Raw genomic sequence first — 17586 nt, forward strand, 5'->3', positions numbered from 1 at the left:
ATGCACTTTGCCTCTGTTGCCGATTTCCTCGCCATGGGGGGGTATGCCTTCTACGTCTGGCTCTCCTTTGGCATTACACTGGCCTCTCTGGTCGCCATCGTCATCACTACACGCCTCAAGCGCAAGCAACTGCTTGGCGAGCTGCGTCGCAAAGAGGCTCGGGAGGCCCGTCGTCAGGCTGCCCAGTCCATGGAGAACACCCTATGAACCCGAGACGCAAGAAGCGCCTGTCCATCCTGCTGGCCATCGTGTTGGGACTGGGGGGCGTTATCGGTTTGGTGCTCTATGCCCTGAGTCAGAATATCGATCTCTTCTATACGCCCAGTGAACTGGTGCAGGGGAAAGGGCCCGAGAAGATCAAGCCTGAGCCCGGACAGCGTCTGCGCATCGGGGGCTTGGTCGTACCCGGCTCGGTCAAACGGGCCAGCGATAGCCTCAAGGTCAGTTTCCAGCTGGTGGATGCCGGTGGTGGGTTAGTCACCGTTCACTTCGACGGAATCTTGCCTGACTTGTTCCGCGAGGGGCAGGGGATAGTCGCTCAGGGTAACCTGCGCGATGCCGCCACAGTCGATGCCTTCGAGGTGTTGGCCAAGCACGACGAGAATTACATGCCTCCCGAGGTGGCCGATGCCCTCAAGGGGATGCAGCACTATAAGCCCGAATACACCGAGGCCCAGCTGAAAGGAACCCATCAATGATCCCTGAGTTGGGCCAGTTTGCCCTCATTCTCTCGTTTGCCGTGGCCCTGTTGCTCGGTACTTACCCTTTGCTCGGCGCTCACTACGGGCGTCTGGGCATGATGAAGGCCGCGCGGCCGCTCGCCTATGCCCAGTTTTTTGCCCTGCTGGTCTCGTTTGCCTGCCTGACCTGGGCCTTCATCGACAACGACTTCACGGTGCAGTATGTAGCCACTAACTCCAACAGCCTGCTGCCGCTGGCCTATCGCATCTCGGCGGTATGGGGGGCTCACGAAGGCTCCCTGCTGCTGTGGGTGTTGACCCTGGGCGGCTGGACTGCAGCCGTGGCTCGCTTCAGCCGTGGCCTGCCGCTCGATGCGGTGGCCCGGGTGCTCGGCGTGCTGGGGCTGATCGCGGTGGGCTTCACGGCGTTTGTTCTGTTTACCTCCAACCCCTTCACCCGCACTCTGCCCTTCTATCCGGTGGACGGACGTGATCTCAACCCGCTGCTGCAAGACCCTGGACTCATCTTCCATCCCCCCATGCTCTACATGGGTTATGTGGGCTTCGCTGTCGCGTTTGCGTTCGCCATCGCGGCCCTGCTGACGGGGCGTCTCGATGCCACCTGGGCACGTTGGTCACGTCCCTGGACCATGGCTGCCTGGATCTTCCTGACCTTGGGGATAGCCCTGGGTTCCTGGTGGGCCTACTATGAGCTCGGTTGGGGCGGTTGGTGGTTCTGGGACCCGGTAGAGAATGCCTCCTTCATGCCCTGGCTGGCGGGTACTGCGCTGCTGCACTCCCTCGCGGTGAGTGAGAAGCGCGCCACCTTCAAGGCCTGGACCGTGCTGTTGGCGCTCTCGGCCTTTTCCCTCAGTCTGCTCGGCACCTTCCTGGTGCGCTCCGGCGTGCTGGTATCGGTTCATGCGTTTGCCTCGGATCCGACCCGCGGTCTCTTCATCCTGGGTTTCCTGCTGGCCGTCATCGGCTCCTCCCTGCTGCTCTATGCCTTCAAGGGGGGGCAGGTTCGTAGCCACGGAAAATATGAGCTGTTGAGTCGTGAGACCCTGCTGCTTGGCAATAACATATTGCTGATGGCGGGTCTGCTTACCGTGCTGATCGGCACCCTGCTTCCCCTGGTGCACAAGGAGCTCGGGCTTGGCAGCATCTCCATCGGTACCCCCTTCTTCAACCATATCTACAGCTGGCTCATCATCCCCTTCGCCTTGCTACTCGGGGTCGGCCCTCTGTTCCGTTGGCGTCGTCAGGAGCTGGCCGATATCCGCGGCAAGGTCATCGTAGCCTTGGTCCTGAGCCTGATTGCGGCCATCGGTCTGCCCCTGATGTTTGCCGAAAGCGTCAAGCCCTGGGCCGCATTGGGGATCGGCCTTGGGGTCTGGATCATCATCACCAGCGCCCAGGAGACCTGGGCCCGCGCCACCCATCGCCACTCGTTTGGCGAGGGAGTTCGCAAGCTGGGTAACAGCCACTGGGCCATGATCCTCGGTCATGTGGGGCTGGCCGTCACCATCATCGGCATCGCCTGCACGCAAAATTACAGCATCGAAAAGGATCTGCGCATGCAAGCGGGGGATCGCGCCACCTTCGCCGACTATGAGTTTGTTTTCACCGGCATCCGCCAGAAAGATGGCCCCAACTATCACGGCTTCAAGGGCGTGATCGAGGTCTATCAAGATGGCCGCCAGGTGGCCCTACTCAAGCCCGAGAAGCGCAACTACATCGTCACCCGTATGCCGATGACAGAGGCGGCCATCGATGCGGGGTTCACCCGTGATCTCTACGCCGCCCTCGGCGAGCCGCTCGATGACAAGGCCTGGGCCGTGCGTCTCTACTACAAGCCGTTCGTACGCTGGATCTGGGTCGGTGGCCTCATCATGGCCCTCGGTGGCCTGCTGGCCATGCTTGATGGGCGCTATCGTTTCAATCGTCGTGAGGAGGAAGCCAAGGCATGAGCCGCAAGACCTGGCTGTTTCTGATCCCCTTTGTCGTCTTCCTGCTCGGGGCCGTTTTTCTGTTTCGCGGTCTCTACTCTGACCCACGCAAGCTTGAGTCTGTGCTGGTGGGGCAGGAAGTGCCTGTGTTCACCCTGCAGGACATCTTCGATCTCAATAAACAGCACGATCGCTCCCTGCTGACCGGGCGTCCCATGTTGCTCAACGTTTGGGCCACCTGGTGTCCGACCTGCTACTCGGAGCACGAGTACCTCAAGCAGCTGGCCGGCCAGGGGATAGCCATCATCGGCATGAACTACAAGGATGAGCGCGACAAGGCGATTGGCTGGCTCAAGGAGCTGGGTAATCCCTACCAAGTCACACTCTATGATCCGGACGGCATGCTGGGGCTGGATCTGGGGGTCTATGGTGCGCCCGAGACCTTCTTCATCGATAGCAAGGGGATCATCCGTTATCGCCATGTGGGGGACATCAACCCTCAGGTGTGGGACAGCAGTCTTAAGGCCATCTATGAGGGGATGAAATGATGAGAGCAGCCCTCTTTGCCCTTGCCTTTGCCCTGCTGGGGATGAGCACTGCGGCTCGCGCCGATATCGACGTCTACAACTTCGACAGCGATGCCCAAGAGCAGACCTTTCGTGAGCTGACCAAGGAGCTGCGTTGCCCCAAGTGCCAAAACCAGGATATTGCCGATTCCAACGCCGGCCTTGCCAAGGACTTGCGCGACAAGACCTATCAGATGGTGCGCGCCGGCAAGAGCAAGGAAGAGGTGGTCGACTACATGGTGGCTCGTTACGGCAACTTCATCCTCTATGACCCCCCCTTGATGGCCTCCACCCTGATCCTCTGGGCTGGCCCCTTCGCCGTGATCCTTATCGGGGTCATGGTGGTGGTGCGGCGTAGCCGCCGCAGCCAACAAGAGAAGAACACGGATTTGAGCGAGGCGGAGCAGCGCCGCCTTCAGCGTCTGCTCGATAAGGACAAGAAAGCATGATCGGATTTTGGATAGCTGCCCTGGCGTTGCTGGCCCTGGCCGCAACAGCCCTGATCCTGCCCCTGTGGCAGGGCGGTGGAGAGCTGGGGCTCACTCGTACCGAGCTCAACAAGCGACTCTATCGTCGCCGTCTGGCTGAGCTTGGTGAGGAGCGTGATCAGGGGCTGCTCGGCGAGGAGCCCGAGACAGAGCTTGAGCTCAAGCGCAGCCTGCTCGACGATATTCCCGATGTGGAGCAGGGGGCGCGCAACGGTCGCAGCCTGCTCTGGCTGCCGGGTGTGCTGGTTCTTCTGGTGATGAGCGTCGGCCTCTACCTGCAATTGGGTGCCTGGCGCGAGGTGAAGGTGTGGCATGAAACCTCGGCTCGGCTCGCGGAGCTGAGCAACCGCATTCTGGTCGAACGCGATGCCAATGTGACCGAGCAGGATCTGCAGGCCTTCATTCTGGCATTGCGAACCAAGCTGCAGAGCGACGGTGAAGATTATCGCGGTTGGCTGCTGCTCGGGCGTTTGCTGCTCGACGGGCAGGATCCCGAATCCGCTCTACAGGCGCTGGACAAGGCCCATCGTCTCGCGCCGGATCCCGCACTGGTCGTGGTTCCCTACGCTCAGGCCCTGATGATGAACGGGGATGAGGCACGGGCCGATACCCTGCTCCAGGAGGCGATAAAGCGCGACCCCAAGAATCTCGAAGCCCTCTCCGTCTATGCCTTCATGGCCCTGCAAAAAGAGGATTACCCCACGGCACTGCAGCGTTGGCAGTCAATGCTCCCCCTGATGGAGCCTGGCACGCCGCGCTACCAGATGATCGAGCGCTCTATCGACTTTGCCCGCCAGAAGATGGCTCAGCGGGGGCAGAGTGAGGTGACGCACGGTACCGCCCAGCAGGCGGTGGCCGGCGGTCTTCACTTCCCCGTGACAGTGACGCTGGGAGAGGGGGTCAAGGTGCCCTCGCAGGGCTTCCTGTTCATCTTTGCCGTGGTGCCCAATGGTCCACCCATGCCGATTGCCGTGCAGCGTATCGCCAACCCCAGTTTCCCGCTCAAGGTGACGTTGAGCGATAGCGACGCCATGATGCAGGGAGGCAAGCTGGCAGATTATCCTGCGCTGCAGTTCAAGGCTCGCCTCTCGCCGAGTGGCAATGTGATGGAGAAGACGGGTGCCTTCGAGGGCCGCTCAGCGCCGGTCAATACTCAGGCGCCTCTGCCAACATCGATTGACATTCGCATCGCTGACCCCCTTTAATACCTCTTTTGCGCAGCCCCTCATGGGGCTGTGCTCATTCCATATACAATAAATAGAGACCAGCAACTGTCATGGTGTCAGCAATGCAACTGAGAGTGGCGGCATTATTGCCTTTCCTCCTAATGGCCGGTTGTGCCGGCGGCCCCCCCAAGGAGGCTTCCCCCAGCCTGCCCGATCCTGCGGGATCTTCCCCCAACGCCAAGGCGGTGAGCACCGCAAGCGATCCAAAGGACCCGTTCGAGGGGGCCAACCGCGCCATGTGGGCGGTCAACTATGATGTGCTCGAACCCTATGTGGCGCGTCCTGTGGTGCACGCTTACGCCGACTATGTGCCCGAGTCGGTCAAGACCGGCATCGAGAACCTGGTCGAAAACTTCAACGAGCCGAGTAGCCTGGTCAACCACCTGATCAGTGGCGACGTCAAAGGGGCCGGCACCAACCTGGGGCGTTTCACCCTCAACACCACGGTCGGTCTGCTCGGTATCTTCGATGTGGCTAAGCAGCTCGGGATGGAGCGAAATAATCTCGAGTTGGCGACCGTGCTTGGACGTATGCATATCGGCGAGGGGGCCTATGTGATGGTGCCCGTCTATGGCCCCACCACGACCCGAGAACTGGTCGGTGATACCATAGATGTACTCTATTTCCCCTATACCCTGCTGACCTTCCCCCTCAAGGTGGCCCACTGGGCCCTCGACGGAGTGGGCACGCGTGCCAAACTCATCGATCAGGAGCCGATCATCGATAACGCCCTCGATCCCTACAGCCTCACCAAAGGGTTCTATCTGCAGTACAACCAGTCCAAGGTGGATGGCAAGGCCTTCAAGCCCGATGCGCAGCCGGCCAAGGGCAAGGAAGAGGTCAATCTCGACGACTACATGGACGAGATCGACGAATGAGGAGAGGGGCGCAGTGGCGCCCCTCTGTCTTGGTATCAGCTCATAAAAAAACGCCCCGCACTGCGGGGCGTTTCTCTACCGAGTCTTAGGCTGCCAGGTTCTTGGCGGCGAAGTCCCAATTGACCAGAGCCCAGAAGGCTTCCATGTACTTCGGACGCAGGTTGCGGAAGTCGATGTAGTAGGCGTGTTCCCACAGGTCAACGGTCAGCAGCGGGGTCACACCGGCTTCGGTCAGCGGGCAACCGGCGTTGGAGGTGTTGACGATGGCCAGGGTGCCGTCGGCCTTCTTCACCAGCCAGGTCCAGCTGGAGCCGAAGTTGGCAATGGCAGACTTGGTGAAGGCATCCTTGAACTCGGCGAAGGAGCCAAAGGCCTGGTTGATGGCGTCAGCCAGGGCGCCAGTGGGCTCGCCACCGCCGTTCGGGGAGAGGCAGTGCCAGTAGAAGGTATGGTTCCAGATCTGGGCGGCGTTGTTGAAGATGCCGGCGCTGGAGGTTTTGATGATCTCTTCCAGAGACTTGCCTTCAAACTCGGTACCCGGAACCAGGTTGTTCAGATTCACCACATAGGTGTTGTGGTGCTTGCCATGGTGGTATTCCAGGGTTTCCTGAGAGATGTGCGGCTCCAGTGCATTGATTGCGTAGGGCAGAGCGGGAAGTTCGAATGCCATTGTCTACTCTCCATTGGCGATCGCCGGGGCGATGGTTGCACGACATTGCGGTTTCTTTTCGCTATGGAAAAGAAATCTTATTAAAAAGATAGGGATATTGCCTTCGTTCTATGGCTGGATTGTAACAGCATAGCGGTCACGGCCACAACCGGCGGCACGTGCCATGATCCCGGTCAATTTATGTTCCTGATGGCGTGGAAAGGCTCATAACCCTTCGTATTGTACGTTTATGGTTATCGAGCCTTGGGGTAGAATGGCCGACAACAAAGTGCAATGTGAGGCATTCATGGAAACCATCGAAAAGATCAAGCAACAGCTGGCCGAAAACCCCATCATCATCTACATGAAGGGCTCTCCCAAGCTGCCGAGCTGCGGCTTCTCCGCCCAAGCCTCCCAGGCTCTGATGGCGTGTGGCGAGCCGTTTGCTTACGTCGACATTCTGCAAAACCCGGACATCCGCGCCGAGCTGCCCAAGTTCGCCAACTGGCCCACTTTCCCCCAGCTGTGGGTGGAAGGCGAGCTGATCGGTGGCTGCGACATCATGCTGGAGATGTACCAGGCCGGCGAGCTGCAGACCCTGATCAAGGAAGCGGCAGCCAAGCACAAGCAAGACGAAGCCTAAGCGCCGCGTCACGCCAACAAAAAAGGAGCTCGAGGGCTCCTTTTTTGTTGGGCGCTTGCCAGAATCAGGCGATGCGCTCGAGGCGGGCCAGGTAGAAGCCGTCGAAGCCGCTGTCGGCCGGGCTGATGGACTCATCCTCAATGAGGCGGAAGCGGTCGTTCTTGGCCAGGAAGGCGTCGATCTGGCCGCGGTTTTCCATCGGCAGGATGGAGCAGGTGGCGTAGACCAGGATACCGCCCACCTTCACCATGCGGCTGTAGCTCTCGAGGATCTCCGCCTGCAGGGCCACCAGAGGGGCGAGGCGCTCGGCGGTGTCCTTCCACTTGGTATCGGGATTGCGTTTGAGCACCCCAAGGCCCGAACAGGGAACGTCCAGCAACACCCTATCCGCACTCTCTTTGAGGCGCTTGATGGTCTTGCTGTCCTCGATGAGGCGGGTCTCCACGTTGTGTGCCCCGGCGCGGCGGGTACGCTCCTTAAGGTTATCGAGCTTCCACTGCTCCACATCCATGGCGATGAGACGGCCCTTACCCTGCATGGCGGCGGCGATGTGCAGCGTCTTGCCGCCGGCACCGGCGCAGGCATCGATGACACGCATGCCGGGCTCAACGGCCAGGGCGGCGGCCACTTTCTGGGAGCCGGCGTCCTGCTGCTCAAACAGGCCACTCTGAAACGCCTTGGTCTTGAACAGGGCGGCGTCAGAGGTGATCTCCAGAGCGGTATCAACCCCCTCGACCTCACGGGCCTCCACCCCTTCCTTCTTCAGCTGGGTGAGCAGAGCGGTCTTGTCACCCTTGAGGGTGTTGACGCGCACGAACCGCTTCGGGGCTTCTGCCAGGGCGGCGCGCTCGCGCGGCCAGGCTTCGCCAAGCTGCTCGCTACCGAGTTTGTCTAGCCAGGCCGGGCAGCCGTCCATCAAGGCCGGGTTTTTCTTGGCATCCTGCAGGCGGAAACGGAAGGTCTCTTCCTTGAAGCGATCCAGGCTGCGGTGGTTGGGCATGGGGATGCGGTGGAAGGCGTGCCACGCCAGCAGCAGGGGCCAGCCCATCTTGCCGGCCTGGCGCACTTGAACACCGGCCAAGGCGCAGTAGAGGTTGAGACGGCGCAGCAGATCGCCGGTGACCAGGGCGACGCGAGCCTGCTCGAACGGCTTGAGGCTCAGCCCCGAGAAGCGGCGAGAGTAAGCGCGATCGAGGGGCATGCCCTGATTGAGCACGTCGTCGAGCAGGGCGGCAACCAGATCACCGAGGCGCGGATGCAGGGGGGACTTGAGCATGTGAATTAACCTTGGCCAATGAAAACCGCGCAATGATAGGGACTAGACTCTTGGGGTGCAACCTTCACCCCATTGAGGTTGCGTGGGGTCGAATCGCTAGACTCAGACCTGTGAGGGGTAGATGATAGAAATCCCCTTTTGATAACAACAAGTTGTGAAGGATTACGCAATGAGCCCAAAGATGAGCAGGCTTGCCGGGTGGGTCGCAGCCACCCTGGTGTTTTCGATTCAGCCAGCCATGGCTGCCCAGTGGCACACAGTGGCGGCGCGGGGCAGCGCCGAGGCCAGCGGTGAGGTGCGTGCCAGCCAGTACCGGGTGGTGAGCGCTGCCGATGACTATTTGGCCGGCCTATCTCGGGGGCAAACCCGACTCGAGTTGCCGCTTCCCGAGGGGGGGAGCGTAGCCTTCACCCTCAGTGCCTACGATCTGCTGCCGGCGGATCTCGCCGCCCGCTATCCCGACATTCGCGCCTTCAAGGGGCAGGGGAGTAACGACCCCGGCCAGAGTGGGCGTTTTGACATCGGCCCCAACGGGTTTCATGCCATGTTTACCCATCAAGGGCGCCTCATTTATGTCGACCCTTTACCCGGTGGCCGCTACGCCGTCTATGACCAGAGTGATGCCCATAGCCGCCTCAATGAAGAGGCCGATCGTGTTATCGGCAGTGCCAGGGCGCGCCTTGCTCGCCAGGTCGTCAGTCAGGGCAATGAGCTGCGCACTTACGCCATCGCCATGTCGGCCGCCGGCGAATATACCCAGTACTTTGGTGGCTCCAAGCCCCTGGCCATGGCCGCCATTGTGACCCTGCTCAATCGGGTCAACCAGGTCTATCAACGCGATCTCGGCATCGAATTCCAACTGGTCAGTGGTAACGACAACCTCATCTTTACCAACCCGGCCACAGATCCCTTCTATAACGGCGATAATCCTGACTACATCGATGGGCTGAGTAGCCCCTACGATGCCGACGATGTCAGCAAGAACATCGAGGTACAGCGCGATGCGTTCGCTCGTGGCGATATCGGGGCCTATGACATCGGCCATGTGCTGAACACGGGGGGGGGAGGCTTGGCCCTGCTCGGGGTGCTCTGCACCGACGAAAACCGGGCCGGTGGCATGACGGGAGCTCCGACACCAGTCGGAGATGCCTTCTTCATCGACTATGTGGCCCATGAGATAGGTCACCAGCTTGGTGCCGAGCATACCTTCAACGGCTCCACGGGCAGCTGCGGTGGTGGCAACCGTGCCGCCGCCCAGGCCTGGGAGCCGGGCAGTGGCAGCACCATCATGGCCTACGCCGGGATCTGTGCTGATGGCAGTGTCGATGAGAACCTACAAGCCACCAGTGATCCCTATTTTCACAGCAAGTCTATCGAGCAGATGAAGGCCCACATCGCCACCGTGCCATCTTGTGGCACGGCGGTGGCCTCAGGCAACCGGCCACCGATCGTCGACGCCGGGGCAGACACTGTGATCCCGGCACATACCCCCTTCGTGCTGAAGGGGAGCGGCAGCGACCCCGATGGCAATACGCTGACCTATAGCTGGGAGCAGATCGACCTGGGGAACGAGTCGAGCAGTCCCGAGACCATGATCGATGACGGTACCCGCCCCCTGTTTCGCTTCCAGCTGCCGACGGCCTTACCCGAGCGCACCCTGCCGGCGTTTGACTCACTGTTGACCGGCACCCTGATCAAGGGGGAGGCCTGGCCCACTACCAATCGCACCCTCCATTTCCGTCTGACGGCAAGGGATGACCAGGGCGGCGTCACCAGCGATGACAAGGCGGTCGAAGTATTGGTCACCCCGGCGCCCTTTGCCGTCACCTCGTCGGCTGCGCTCCGCCGTGGTGCGAGCAACACGGTCAGTTGGCAAGTCGGGGGCACAGATCTGCCGCCGATTAGCTGTGCCAGGGTGGATATTGCCCTGACGGCCGATGAGGGCGCAAGCTGGGTCACCCTGGCGTCAGGGGTGCCCAACAGTGGGTCGGCCAGTGTCAACCTGCCGGTCGGGGTCGGTGCCATGGTCAGACTCAGGGTCGCATGTAGCAGCCGCCCCTTCTTCGCCCTTTCGCCAAGCCTGTCAGTGATCGATAGTGGGACGGGCAGCACAGATGGAAGCAACAACGGCAGCACGCCGGGCGGCACCGATGGCAGCAGCAGCTCGTCCGGTGGCGGTGGTGGTGGCGCCCTGGGTCTCTTTGGCTTGTTGCTGACAGGAGGTGCCCTGTGGCGTCGGCGCGGGCGCTGATCCTGCTGGCCCTGCTCGGGGGTTGCCAGGCACAGGCCGAGGGGCCCAGTGCCGATGTGGCGGCGAGCGTGCGCGCCGGCGATACCCGGATCATCGTGCGCGCCGGGCGCGGTCAGGTGGCGCCCGGTATCTCGGCCGAGCAGCAGGCAGAGGCCAAGGCGCGCTGTGGTGTGCGCACCCTGGAGGGGCTGGGGGATGTGGTCCGTCCCGAGCAGCGTGAGGCGTACAACAAGCGGCTCGCCTACGCGGTGGAATATAACCGGCGGATGTTGTCGCACTGTCCGGTGGCGAAGTGACCGGGACTCGGTAACGATAGCGGGGAGGCGAGAGCCTCCCCGCTTGGTTTCTCGGTTGTCTCATCGTCCCATCCGGCGCACAATGCCTGCTGTTTCGTATCCCTTGCCGTTAGGAAATCAAGATGATGGATGTCGCCGATCTGCGCCGTGAATACACCAAGGGGGGGTTGCGCCGTGCCGATCTGCCGGCCGAGCCGCTGGCCTTGTTCGAGAAGTGGTTGGCTCAGGCCTGTGAGGCTCGCCTCACCGATCCCACCGCCATGGTCGTGGCGACCGTGGACGCCGATGGTCAGCCCTGGCAACGCACTGTGCTGCTCAAGCATTACGATGCCGCCGGCATGCTGTTTTACACCAACATGAGCAGCCGCAAGGCGCGCCAGCTCGAGGGCAATCCCCGCATCAGCCTGCTCTTTCCCTGGCACATGCTCGAACGCCAGGTGCACGTCACCGGGCGGGTCGAGAAGCTGGGGCCGGTTGAGGTGATGAAGTATTTCCACAGCCGCCCGAAAGACAGCCAGATAGCCGCCTGGGTTTCCCAGCAGTCCTCGCGCATCTCGGCGCGTGGCGTGCTGGAGGCCAAGTTCCTCGAGCTCAAGCAGAAGTTTGCCAAGGGCGAGGTGCCGCTGCCGAGCTTCTGGGGTGGCTACCGTGTGGTGATCGACACGGTCGAGTTCTGGCAGGGGGGCGAGCACCGCCTGCACGACCGCTTCTACTACACCCGGGACGCGCAAGGGTGGCAGATTGAGCGCCTCGCGCCCTGAGCGATACCGAATATCCCGGCATTCCGGGCCCATGACAAGGAGTCACAATGCGCTTATATGGCGATCTGCGTTCGGGGAACTGCTACAAGGTGTGGCTACTCGCCCGTTATCTTGCTATCCCCCTCGATTGGGTGCATGTGGACATCGCCGCCGGCGAGACACGCACCCCGGCTTTTCTGGCGATGAATCCCAACGGCAAGATCCCGCTGCTTCAGTTGGACGACGGGGAGTTCTTGTGCGAGTCAAATGCGATTCTCTATCTGCTGGCGCAGGGCTCTCCACTCTGGCCTGCCGATCCACTGGCCCAGGCGAGGGTGCTGCAGTGGCTCTTCTTCGAGCAGTACAGTCACGAACCCTATGTGGCCGTCTCCCGCTTTATCGTGCTCTATCTGGGGCGCCCGGCGGATCAAGAGGCCAGGCTGCATAGCCTGCGTGAGCCTGCCGAGAAGGCATTGGCGGTGATGGAGTGCCAACTGGCTTGCCATGACTGGCTCTGTGGCGAGGCGATGACCATCGCCGACGTCGCCTTGTATGCCTATACCCATGTGGCCGAAGAGGGGGATCTGAGCCTGGCCTCCTTCCCGGCCGTGCGTGGCTGGCTGGCGCGCATGGGGCAACAGCCGCGCCATCGCACCCTGAACCAGGCCCTGGTCGGCGAGGCGCCCCAGGGCTGATCAGGTTCGATCCGCCCCGCATTTTTGACCACTCGGGCTCAGCAAACGGGTAAGGGTGTGGAATAATGCACGGCGACTACCGTAACGAGAGAGACGCTCATGCTGAGGACCGAACGCCCGGGCGACATGCTACCGGTTCAGGAATTGATCGAGGCAGCCTTTGGCCGCAGTGATGAGGCGGAGCTGGTCAACAGCCTGCGCGAGTGCGGCGCCGCCGTGGTCACCATGGTGGAAGAGGAAGAGTACGAGTTTATGGGCCATCTCATGATGAGCCCGGTGACGATTGGCGGTCAGGAAGGGCCCTGGCTTGGCCTGGCGCCGCTGGCGGTACATCCGGATTGGCAGGGACAGGGCATCGGCTCGGATCTGGTGCGCGAGGGGCTCGATACGGCGCTGGAGATGGACTGGAAGGCGGTGGTGGTATTGGGCGATCCCCTCTACTATGGGCGCTTCGGTTTCAAGCCGGCCAGCGACTTCGGCCTGCACTGCATCTATGAGGTGCCCGCCGAGTGCTTCATGGTCATGGAGCTCGAGCCCGGCTCGCTCGCCGGCTTGGCCGGTGAGGTGCTCTACCACCCGCTCTTCGACGAGGTCTGAGGGGCTGTCTTCCCGGAAGCAGTAACAAAAACGCCAGTCTTTCGACTGGCGTTTTGCTATCTGTGCGGCGATTAGCGCAGGATCATCTCTTCGCGGCCCGGGCCGACGGAGACCATGTTGACCGGCACGCCGAGCAGCTCCTCGATGCGTAGCACGTACTGCTGGGCAGCCTTGGGCAGGCTCTCGAAGGTGCGGCAGCCGGTGATGTCCTCGCTCCAGCTCTCCATCTTCTCGTAGACGGGTTTCAGGGCGGCGGTTTGCGGCCAGATCGGGTTTTCGGTGTGATCCCCTTCATAGGCCACGCAGATCTTCAGATCCGGCAGGCCGGTCAGGCAGTCCAGCTTGGTCAGGGCCACTTCGGTGGCGGCTTGCAGCTCGACACCATTCTTGGTGGCCACGGCGTCGAAGTAGCCGACGTCACGGGGACGGCCGGTGGTGGCGCCGAACTCGTTGGTGATCTTGCGGAACTCGTCCTGGTTCTCCATGGCGGTCAGCAGGGTGCCGGTACCGACAGAGGAGCTGAAGGCCTTGGCGACGGCGATGACGCGCTCCGGGCGCAGACCCGGCAGACCGCCACCGATGCCGGCATAGGCGCCGGAGACGTGGGAGGAGGTGACCCAGGGGTACTCACCGTAGATGAGGTCGCGGCCGGCGCCCAGCTGAGCTTCGAACAGCAGGGTCTTGCCTTCGGCCTGCAGGCCCTTGAGGGGAACGCTGACGTTGCAGACGGCATCGATCCAGGGCGCAGAGACTTCCAGCAGCCAGTCGGCCATCTCTTGGGCGGTCTGGGCGAACTCGAAGCTCGGGTAGAGGGCCTTGAGTTGGGGCAGTTTCCAGTCGAGGAAGAACTGGATGCGCTCGACCAGGACTTCCGGTTGCTTCAGCCAGCCGACCAGGATCGCTTTTTTCATGACGCGGTCACCGTAGGCCGGGGCGATGCCCTGACGGGTGGAGCCGTAGGCGCCATCACCCAGACGCTGCTCTTCCAGGGTGTCTTCCAGGGCGTGCAGGGGCAGGCAGAGGGTGGCGCGATCGGAGATGGCCAGCTTGGGGGTGATGCCAGAGGCCTTCACCTCGTCGAGCTCGACGGTGAGCTTCTCGGGGCTGATCACCATGCCCGGGCCGAGTACGACCAGGCAGTCGGGGTTGAACACGCCGCTCGGTACCTGGTGCAGCTTGAAGGTACCCAGATCGTTGACCACGGTATGGCCGGCATTGTTGCCGCCCTGGAAACGGATGCTGGCGCCGGCTTGGCCTGCCAGATAATCCACGATGCGGCCCTTGCCCTCATCACCCCAGTTGGCACCTACCACGACGATAGACGACATGTTCTTCTCCTCAAAATGGAAGTAGCGAAACGCGAAGTCCTCATCCTAGGAGGGGATGAGGAATATGAAAAATTAATTATCTTTATCTGCCTGATAAGAAATTCATATAATTAAGGCCGATGTCCCCCGGGAGGGCTTATGCTCGATCTCCACTGGCTCAACACCTTCGTGACCCTGGCCCGTCTGCAGCACTTCGGCCAGACGGCGGCCGAGTTGCACATGACCCAGCCCAACGTCAGCTTGCATCTCAAGCGCCTCGAGGAGGCGACCCGTACCCGCCTCATCGAGCGCAACCCCTTTCGCCTGACCCAGGCAGGGGAGCGGCTGCTGGTGAGCGCCCAACGCGCCTTGAGCGAGCTGCAGCTCTGTCAGTCGGATCTCAATGCCCTTGGGGATCTGGCCCAGGGCACCATCACCATAGCGGCGAGCGACATCATCTCACGCCTCTTGCTGATCCGCCCCTTTCAGCGTTTCAAGCAGGCCTATCCCGGCCTGGATCTGGCCCTCTTCAACACCACCTCTGATCGCGCCGCCGAGCAGGTCAGGAGCGGGCGCGCCGATCTCGGCTTCGTGCTGGCCCAGCGGCCGAGCGATACGCTTCACTTCACGGCCTTGCGGGAAGTGGGCTGGTGCGCCCTGGGGGAGGGGATGGAGGGGGAAGAGAAGCGGCTCATCCTGCTGGGCCATGATACCCGCACCCGGGCCCTGCTCGATCCGGCGCTACCCACCCTCGGCAGGTACAGGGTGATGGAGGTGGGCAGCGTGGATGCCCAGCTCGACTGGGCCGAGGCCGGATTCGGCGTTGCCATCGTGCCCGATTTTGCCCTGCTCAGACGGCGCGACGAGGGGGTGCCGGTACAGCGGCTGGGGGAATTCCCCACCACTCACCTGGGCTACATAGTGCGCCAGAACCAGATCCTCTCTCGGGGGATCAAGGCGCTATTGGGCTGGGTGGAAGAGGAGATCGCCAGCCGCATGCCGGCGCTCTGAGATGTCTTAAGGCGCCTCGGGCTCTTTTTCCTTAGCCGGCGAGGCGCTCGCCTCTTCAGGCTTGGCGCTTGGGGCCGCCACGGTAGTGGTGGGCGCCACAGGCGCAGGAGGCTCGGGAGGCGTGCCAGCCAGATAGGCCCGGCTCCCCGGGTGCAAGGCCAGTGGCGCCGCGGCCAGCATCTGCTCTTTCTCGAGCGAGAGGAAGGCGGGATGCAGGCGCTTGAAGCGCGCCATATTGGCCAGCAGGTAGTCGTCGATACGATAGATGAGAGTCGCGGGAAGGTCGTCACGTGCGACCAGCACGGCGGCGGTGCCAAAGGTGGGCACCGTCTCCTCCAACCCGGGGTAGAGACCCGGAGCGATACGGATCTTGCGATAATCGGGGCGGCTGGCGATGAGGGTGTCTACGGCGTCACCTTCCACCGGGATGAGACGCGCGCGGCAACGACCGAGCAGCTCGGTGATGGCCTGGCTCGGATTGGCCGCGACCAGAAACAGGGCGTCGCTCTCACCGGCGCAGAGGGCCTGGGTACGATCGTCGGCACTGCCCTGTGGTATTTGGTCAGATTGCCAGCCCAGCGCCCCGAGCAGTGCCGTGGCCGTGACGCGATCCCCCGAGCCGGCCGGCCCCAGATCCAGCCGCTTTCCCTTGAGGTCTCCCAGGCTTTCGATGCCGCTGTCGGCGCGCACCACCAGATTGAGGGGCTCGTTGTAGAGGGTGAAGAGCGGGCTGATCCCCTCGAGCCGATGGCCTCTGCCGCCTCCCGCGCCATGACGTGCCTCCCACAGCAGATCGGCCTGCACCAGGGCGAGATCGATCTTTCCCTTCCGCAGCAAGGCCAGATTCTCTTGCGATCCTTCCGTGCTCAACACGGTGCACTCGGGCAGGGACGGCGCCTGATTCATCAGGCGACAGAGGGCCCCTCCTGTTGGGTAGTAGACCCCGGTGATGGAGCCGGTGCCGACGACGAGGTGCGCTCTGGGGGTGGCCGTGGTGAGCGCTGGCAGCAGCGCGAGCAGAAGCAGCAGGGATTTCACTGACCGGTTCTCTTTTGAAAGGGGGGCGGATAAAACGAGGCAACTTGAATGTAACGCGGGCCTGCGCTCTGAACAAGCCGGCCCGCAGTGTGGCATCAGCGAGCCAGGATAGCCCGCTCCATCCGATCCAGTGCCTCGCGCAGGGTGGCGCGAGTACAACCGAAGTTGAGACGAACGAAGCGGCCGTCACCAAACTGGGCACCCGGCGACAGGCCGACCCCCGCCTGCTCGAAGAAGGGGATGGGATGCTCCAGATCCAGGCCCGACACATCCAGCCAGGCCAGATAGGTGGCCTGATGGCGAGCCAGGGTGACGCCGGGCCAGCGTGCGACCGCCTCCTCGATGAGGGCCAGGTTGCCCCTGAGGTAGTCGAGCAGCCCGTTGAGCCACGCCTCCCCCCCCTCATAGGCGGCCTCGGCGGCCACAAAGCCGAGCAGATTGATGTCGGCGCTGATCCCGCGCATCGCCTGTTGCAGCTTGAAGCGCAGCCGCTCGTTGGGCACCACGGCGAAGGCGCAGCAGAGGCCGGCGATGTTGAAGGTCTTGCTCGGCGCCATCATCACGGCGCTGCGCTGGGCCGCGCCTTCATTGAGAGCACCGTAGGGGAGGTGACGCGCCTGTGGGTCGAGCAGGAGATCACAGTGGATCTCGTCGGAGCAGACCACCAGATTATGGCGCTCGGCGATGGCGTCGATGGCGCTGAGTTCGTCACGGGTGAAGATGGTCCCGCCCGGATTGTGGGGGTTGCACAAGAGCAGCAGATCGGCACCCGGTGCCTGGCGCTCCAGCTCCTCCATGTCCAGGGCCCAGCGGCCCTGCTCTTCTCTCATCGGGACCGTGAGCAGGGGGCGCTCGTTAAACCCCGGTGCCTGCAGGAAGGGGTAGTAAACCGGGCTCGGAGTAAGCACGCCACGGCCCGGTGTGGTCCAGGCGCGGCAGGCCAGATTCAGGCCCGGCACCACGCCCGGCAGGAACACCAGCCATTCGGGCTGGATGGTCCAGCCATAGCGAGCCTGCATCCGCTCCACGATGAGGGCGATGAGGCGTGGAGAGGGACGCGAGTAGCCAAAGACGCCGTGGGCGACACGCCGGGTCAGGGCATCGAGTACCACAGGGGGGGAGACGAAGTCCATATCGGCCACCCACATGGGCAGGACATCCTGGCCCTTGTACTTGTCCCACTTCAGGCTCATGGTGTTAGTACGGTCAATTTCCTTATCAAAATCAAACATGTTCTCATTCCACGCCGGCTCAGATTGCCAACACTCTACGGGGGCATACCCATGGGCGCAAGGG

Annotated in this window: 19 protein-coding genes; 14 read left to right on the forward strand and 5 right to left on the reverse strand. The window is 62.4% G+C overall.

Annotated features, from left to right (window positions below; genetic code table 11):
* The 7 genes from ccmD (at nucleotide 1) to BN1121_RS11880 (ending at nucleotide 5787) form a co-directional block, all read left to right on the forward strand.
* Nucleotides 1-207 carry a heme exporter protein CcmD gene (gene ccmD / locus BN1121_RS11850; RefSeq protein WP_005357686.1) on the forward strand — a complete coding sequence of 69 codons (207 nt, stop codon included), beginning with the start codon at nucleotides 1-3 and terminating at the stop codon, nucleotides 205-207.
* A complete protein-coding gene (gene ccmE / locus BN1121_RS11855) occupies nucleotides 204-698 on the forward strand; it encodes a cytochrome c maturation protein CcmE (RefSeq protein WP_005357689.1) in 495 nt (164 codons plus the stop codon). Before ccmD ends, ccmE begins: the two co-directional genes overlap by 4 nt.
* Nucleotides 695-2650: a heme lyase CcmF/NrfE family subunit gene (locus BN1121_RS11860; RefSeq protein ID WP_005357692.1), complete on the forward strand. Its 1956-nt coding sequence runs from the start codon at nucleotides 695-697 to the stop codon at nucleotides 2648-2650. The genes ccmE and BN1121_RS11860 overlap by 4 nt, the downstream gene beginning before the upstream one ends.
* Complete coding sequence (locus BN1121_RS11865; protein ID WP_005357696.1) at nucleotides 2647-3177, forward strand: DsbE family thiol:disulfide interchange protein; 531 nt, start codon at nucleotides 2647-2649, stop codon at nucleotides 3175-3177. The genes BN1121_RS11860 and BN1121_RS11865 overlap by 4 nt, the downstream gene beginning before the upstream one ends.
* A complete protein-coding gene (locus tag BN1121_RS11870; RefSeq protein ID WP_043157948.1) occupies nucleotides 3177-3644 on the forward strand; it encodes a cytochrome c-type biogenesis protein in 468 nt (155 codons plus the stop codon). The genes BN1121_RS11865 and BN1121_RS11870 overlap by 1 nt, the downstream gene beginning before the upstream one ends.
* The gene (ccmI, locus tag BN1121_RS11875) at nucleotides 3641-4888 is read left to right on the forward strand and encodes a c-type cytochrome biogenesis protein CcmI (RefSeq protein WP_005357702.1); all 1248 of its coding nucleotides are present in this window, start codon (nucleotides 3641-3643) and stop codon (nucleotides 4886-4888) included. The genes BN1121_RS11870 and ccmI overlap by 4 nt, the downstream gene beginning before the upstream one ends.
* An 83-nt stretch (nucleotides 4889-4971) precedes the next feature.
* The gene (locus BN1121_RS11880) at nucleotides 4972-5787 is read left to right on the forward strand and encodes an MlaA family lipoprotein (protein WP_043157943.1); all 816 of its coding nucleotides are present in this window, start codon (nucleotides 4972-4974) and stop codon (nucleotides 5785-5787) included.
* An 85-nt stretch (nucleotides 5788-5872) separates the two neighbouring features.
* Here BN1121_RS11880 and sodB read toward each other — a convergent pair whose 3' ends face one another.
* Nucleotides 5873-6457 carry a superoxide dismutase [Fe] gene (sodB, locus tag BN1121_RS11885; RefSeq protein WP_005357707.1) on the reverse strand — a complete coding sequence of 195 codons (585 nt, stop codon included), beginning with the start codon at nucleotides 6455-6457 and terminating at the stop codon, nucleotides 5873-5875.
* A gap of 286 nt (nucleotides 6458-6743) precedes the next feature.
* On the opposite strand from sodB, the gene BN1121_RS11890 reads away from it, so the two are divergent.
* The gene (locus tag BN1121_RS11890; RefSeq protein ID WP_005357709.1) at nucleotides 6744-7079 is read left to right on the forward strand and encodes a Grx4 family monothiol glutaredoxin; all 336 of its coding nucleotides are present in this window, start codon (nucleotides 6744-6746) and stop codon (nucleotides 7077-7079) included.
* Between the two features lie 64 nt (nucleotides 7080-7143).
* Here the strand turns inward: BN1121_RS11890 and BN1121_RS11895 are convergent, their stop codons facing one another.
* Nucleotides 7144-8355, reverse strand: a complete 1212-nt coding sequence (locus BN1121_RS11895) for an RsmB/NOP family class I SAM-dependent RNA methyltransferase (protein WP_005357712.1) — start codon at nucleotides 8353-8355, stop codon at nucleotides 7144-7146.
* Nucleotides 8356-8536: 181 nt separating this feature from the next.
* Between BN1121_RS11895 and BN1121_RS11900 the strand changes: the two genes are divergently transcribed.
* The 5 genes from BN1121_RS11900 to BN1121_RS11920 all read left to right on the forward strand — a co-directional run bounded on the left by BN1121_RS11900 (nucleotide 8537) and on the right by BN1121_RS11920 (nucleotide 12934).
* Entirely contained in the window at nucleotides 8537-10606 is a 2070-nt protein-coding gene (locus BN1121_RS11900; protein WP_231553030.1) for a reprolysin-like metallopeptidase, read from the forward strand.
* Nucleotides 10585-10902 carry a hypothetical protein gene (locus tag BN1121_RS11905; protein ID WP_005357718.1) on the forward strand — a complete coding sequence of 106 codons (318 nt, stop codon included), beginning with the start codon at nucleotides 10585-10587 and terminating at the stop codon, nucleotides 10900-10902. Before BN1121_RS11900 ends, BN1121_RS11905 begins: the two co-directional genes overlap by 22 nt.
* 122 nt (nucleotides 10903-11024) lie before the next feature.
* On the forward strand, nucleotides 11025-11663 hold the full coding sequence (gene pdxH, locus BN1121_RS11910; protein WP_043597831.1) for a pyridoxamine 5'-phosphate oxidase: 639 nt from the start codon (nucleotides 11025-11027) through the stop codon (nucleotides 11661-11663).
* A 47-nt stretch (nucleotides 11664-11710) separates the two neighbouring features.
* On the forward strand, nucleotides 11711-12337 hold the full coding sequence (locus BN1121_RS11915) for a glutathione S-transferase family protein (protein ID WP_005357722.1): 627 nt from the start codon (nucleotides 11711-11713) through the stop codon (nucleotides 12335-12337).
* Between the two features lie 99 nt (nucleotides 12338-12436).
* Entirely contained in the window at nucleotides 12437-12934 is a 498-nt protein-coding gene (locus BN1121_RS11920) for a GNAT family N-acetyltransferase (RefSeq protein WP_005357735.1), read from the forward strand.
* A gap of 71 nt (nucleotides 12935-13005) precedes the next feature.
* On the opposite strand, the gene BN1121_RS11925 is transcribed toward BN1121_RS11920, so the two are convergent.
* Nucleotides 13006-14262: an adenylosuccinate synthetase gene (locus BN1121_RS11925; RefSeq protein WP_005357739.1), complete on the reverse strand. Its 1257-nt coding sequence runs from the start codon at nucleotides 14260-14262 to the stop codon at nucleotides 13006-13008.
* Nucleotides 14263-14400: 138 nt separating this feature from the next.
* Between BN1121_RS11925 and BN1121_RS11930 the strand changes: the two genes are divergently transcribed.
* Entirely contained in the window at nucleotides 14401-15252 is an 852-nt protein-coding gene (locus BN1121_RS11930) for a LysR family transcriptional regulator (RefSeq protein ID WP_005357742.1), read from the forward strand.
* A gap of 6 nt (nucleotides 15253-15258) precedes the next feature.
* Here BN1121_RS11930 and BN1121_RS11935 read toward each other — a convergent pair whose 3' ends face one another.
* Together BN1121_RS11935 and BN1121_RS11940 are read right to left on the reverse strand one after the other, a co-directional pair.
* A complete protein-coding gene (locus BN1121_RS11935; RefSeq protein WP_052450254.1) occupies nucleotides 15259-16290 on the reverse strand; it encodes a TAXI family TRAP transporter solute-binding subunit in 1032 nt (343 codons plus the stop codon).
* Between the two features lie 95 nt (nucleotides 16291-16385).
* Nucleotides 16386-17522 carry a MalY/PatB family protein gene (locus BN1121_RS11940; RefSeq protein WP_043597834.1) on the reverse strand — a complete coding sequence of 379 codons (1137 nt, stop codon included), beginning with the start codon at nucleotides 17520-17522 and terminating at the stop codon, nucleotides 16386-16388.
* Nucleotides 17523-17586: the final 64 nt, after the last annotated feature.

The sequence above is a fragment of the Aeromonas diversa CDC 2478-85 genome, assembly GCF_000819805.1.
Classification (GTDB): Bacteria; Pseudomonadota; Gammaproteobacteria; order Enterobacterales; family Aeromonadaceae; genus Aeromonas; species Aeromonas diversa.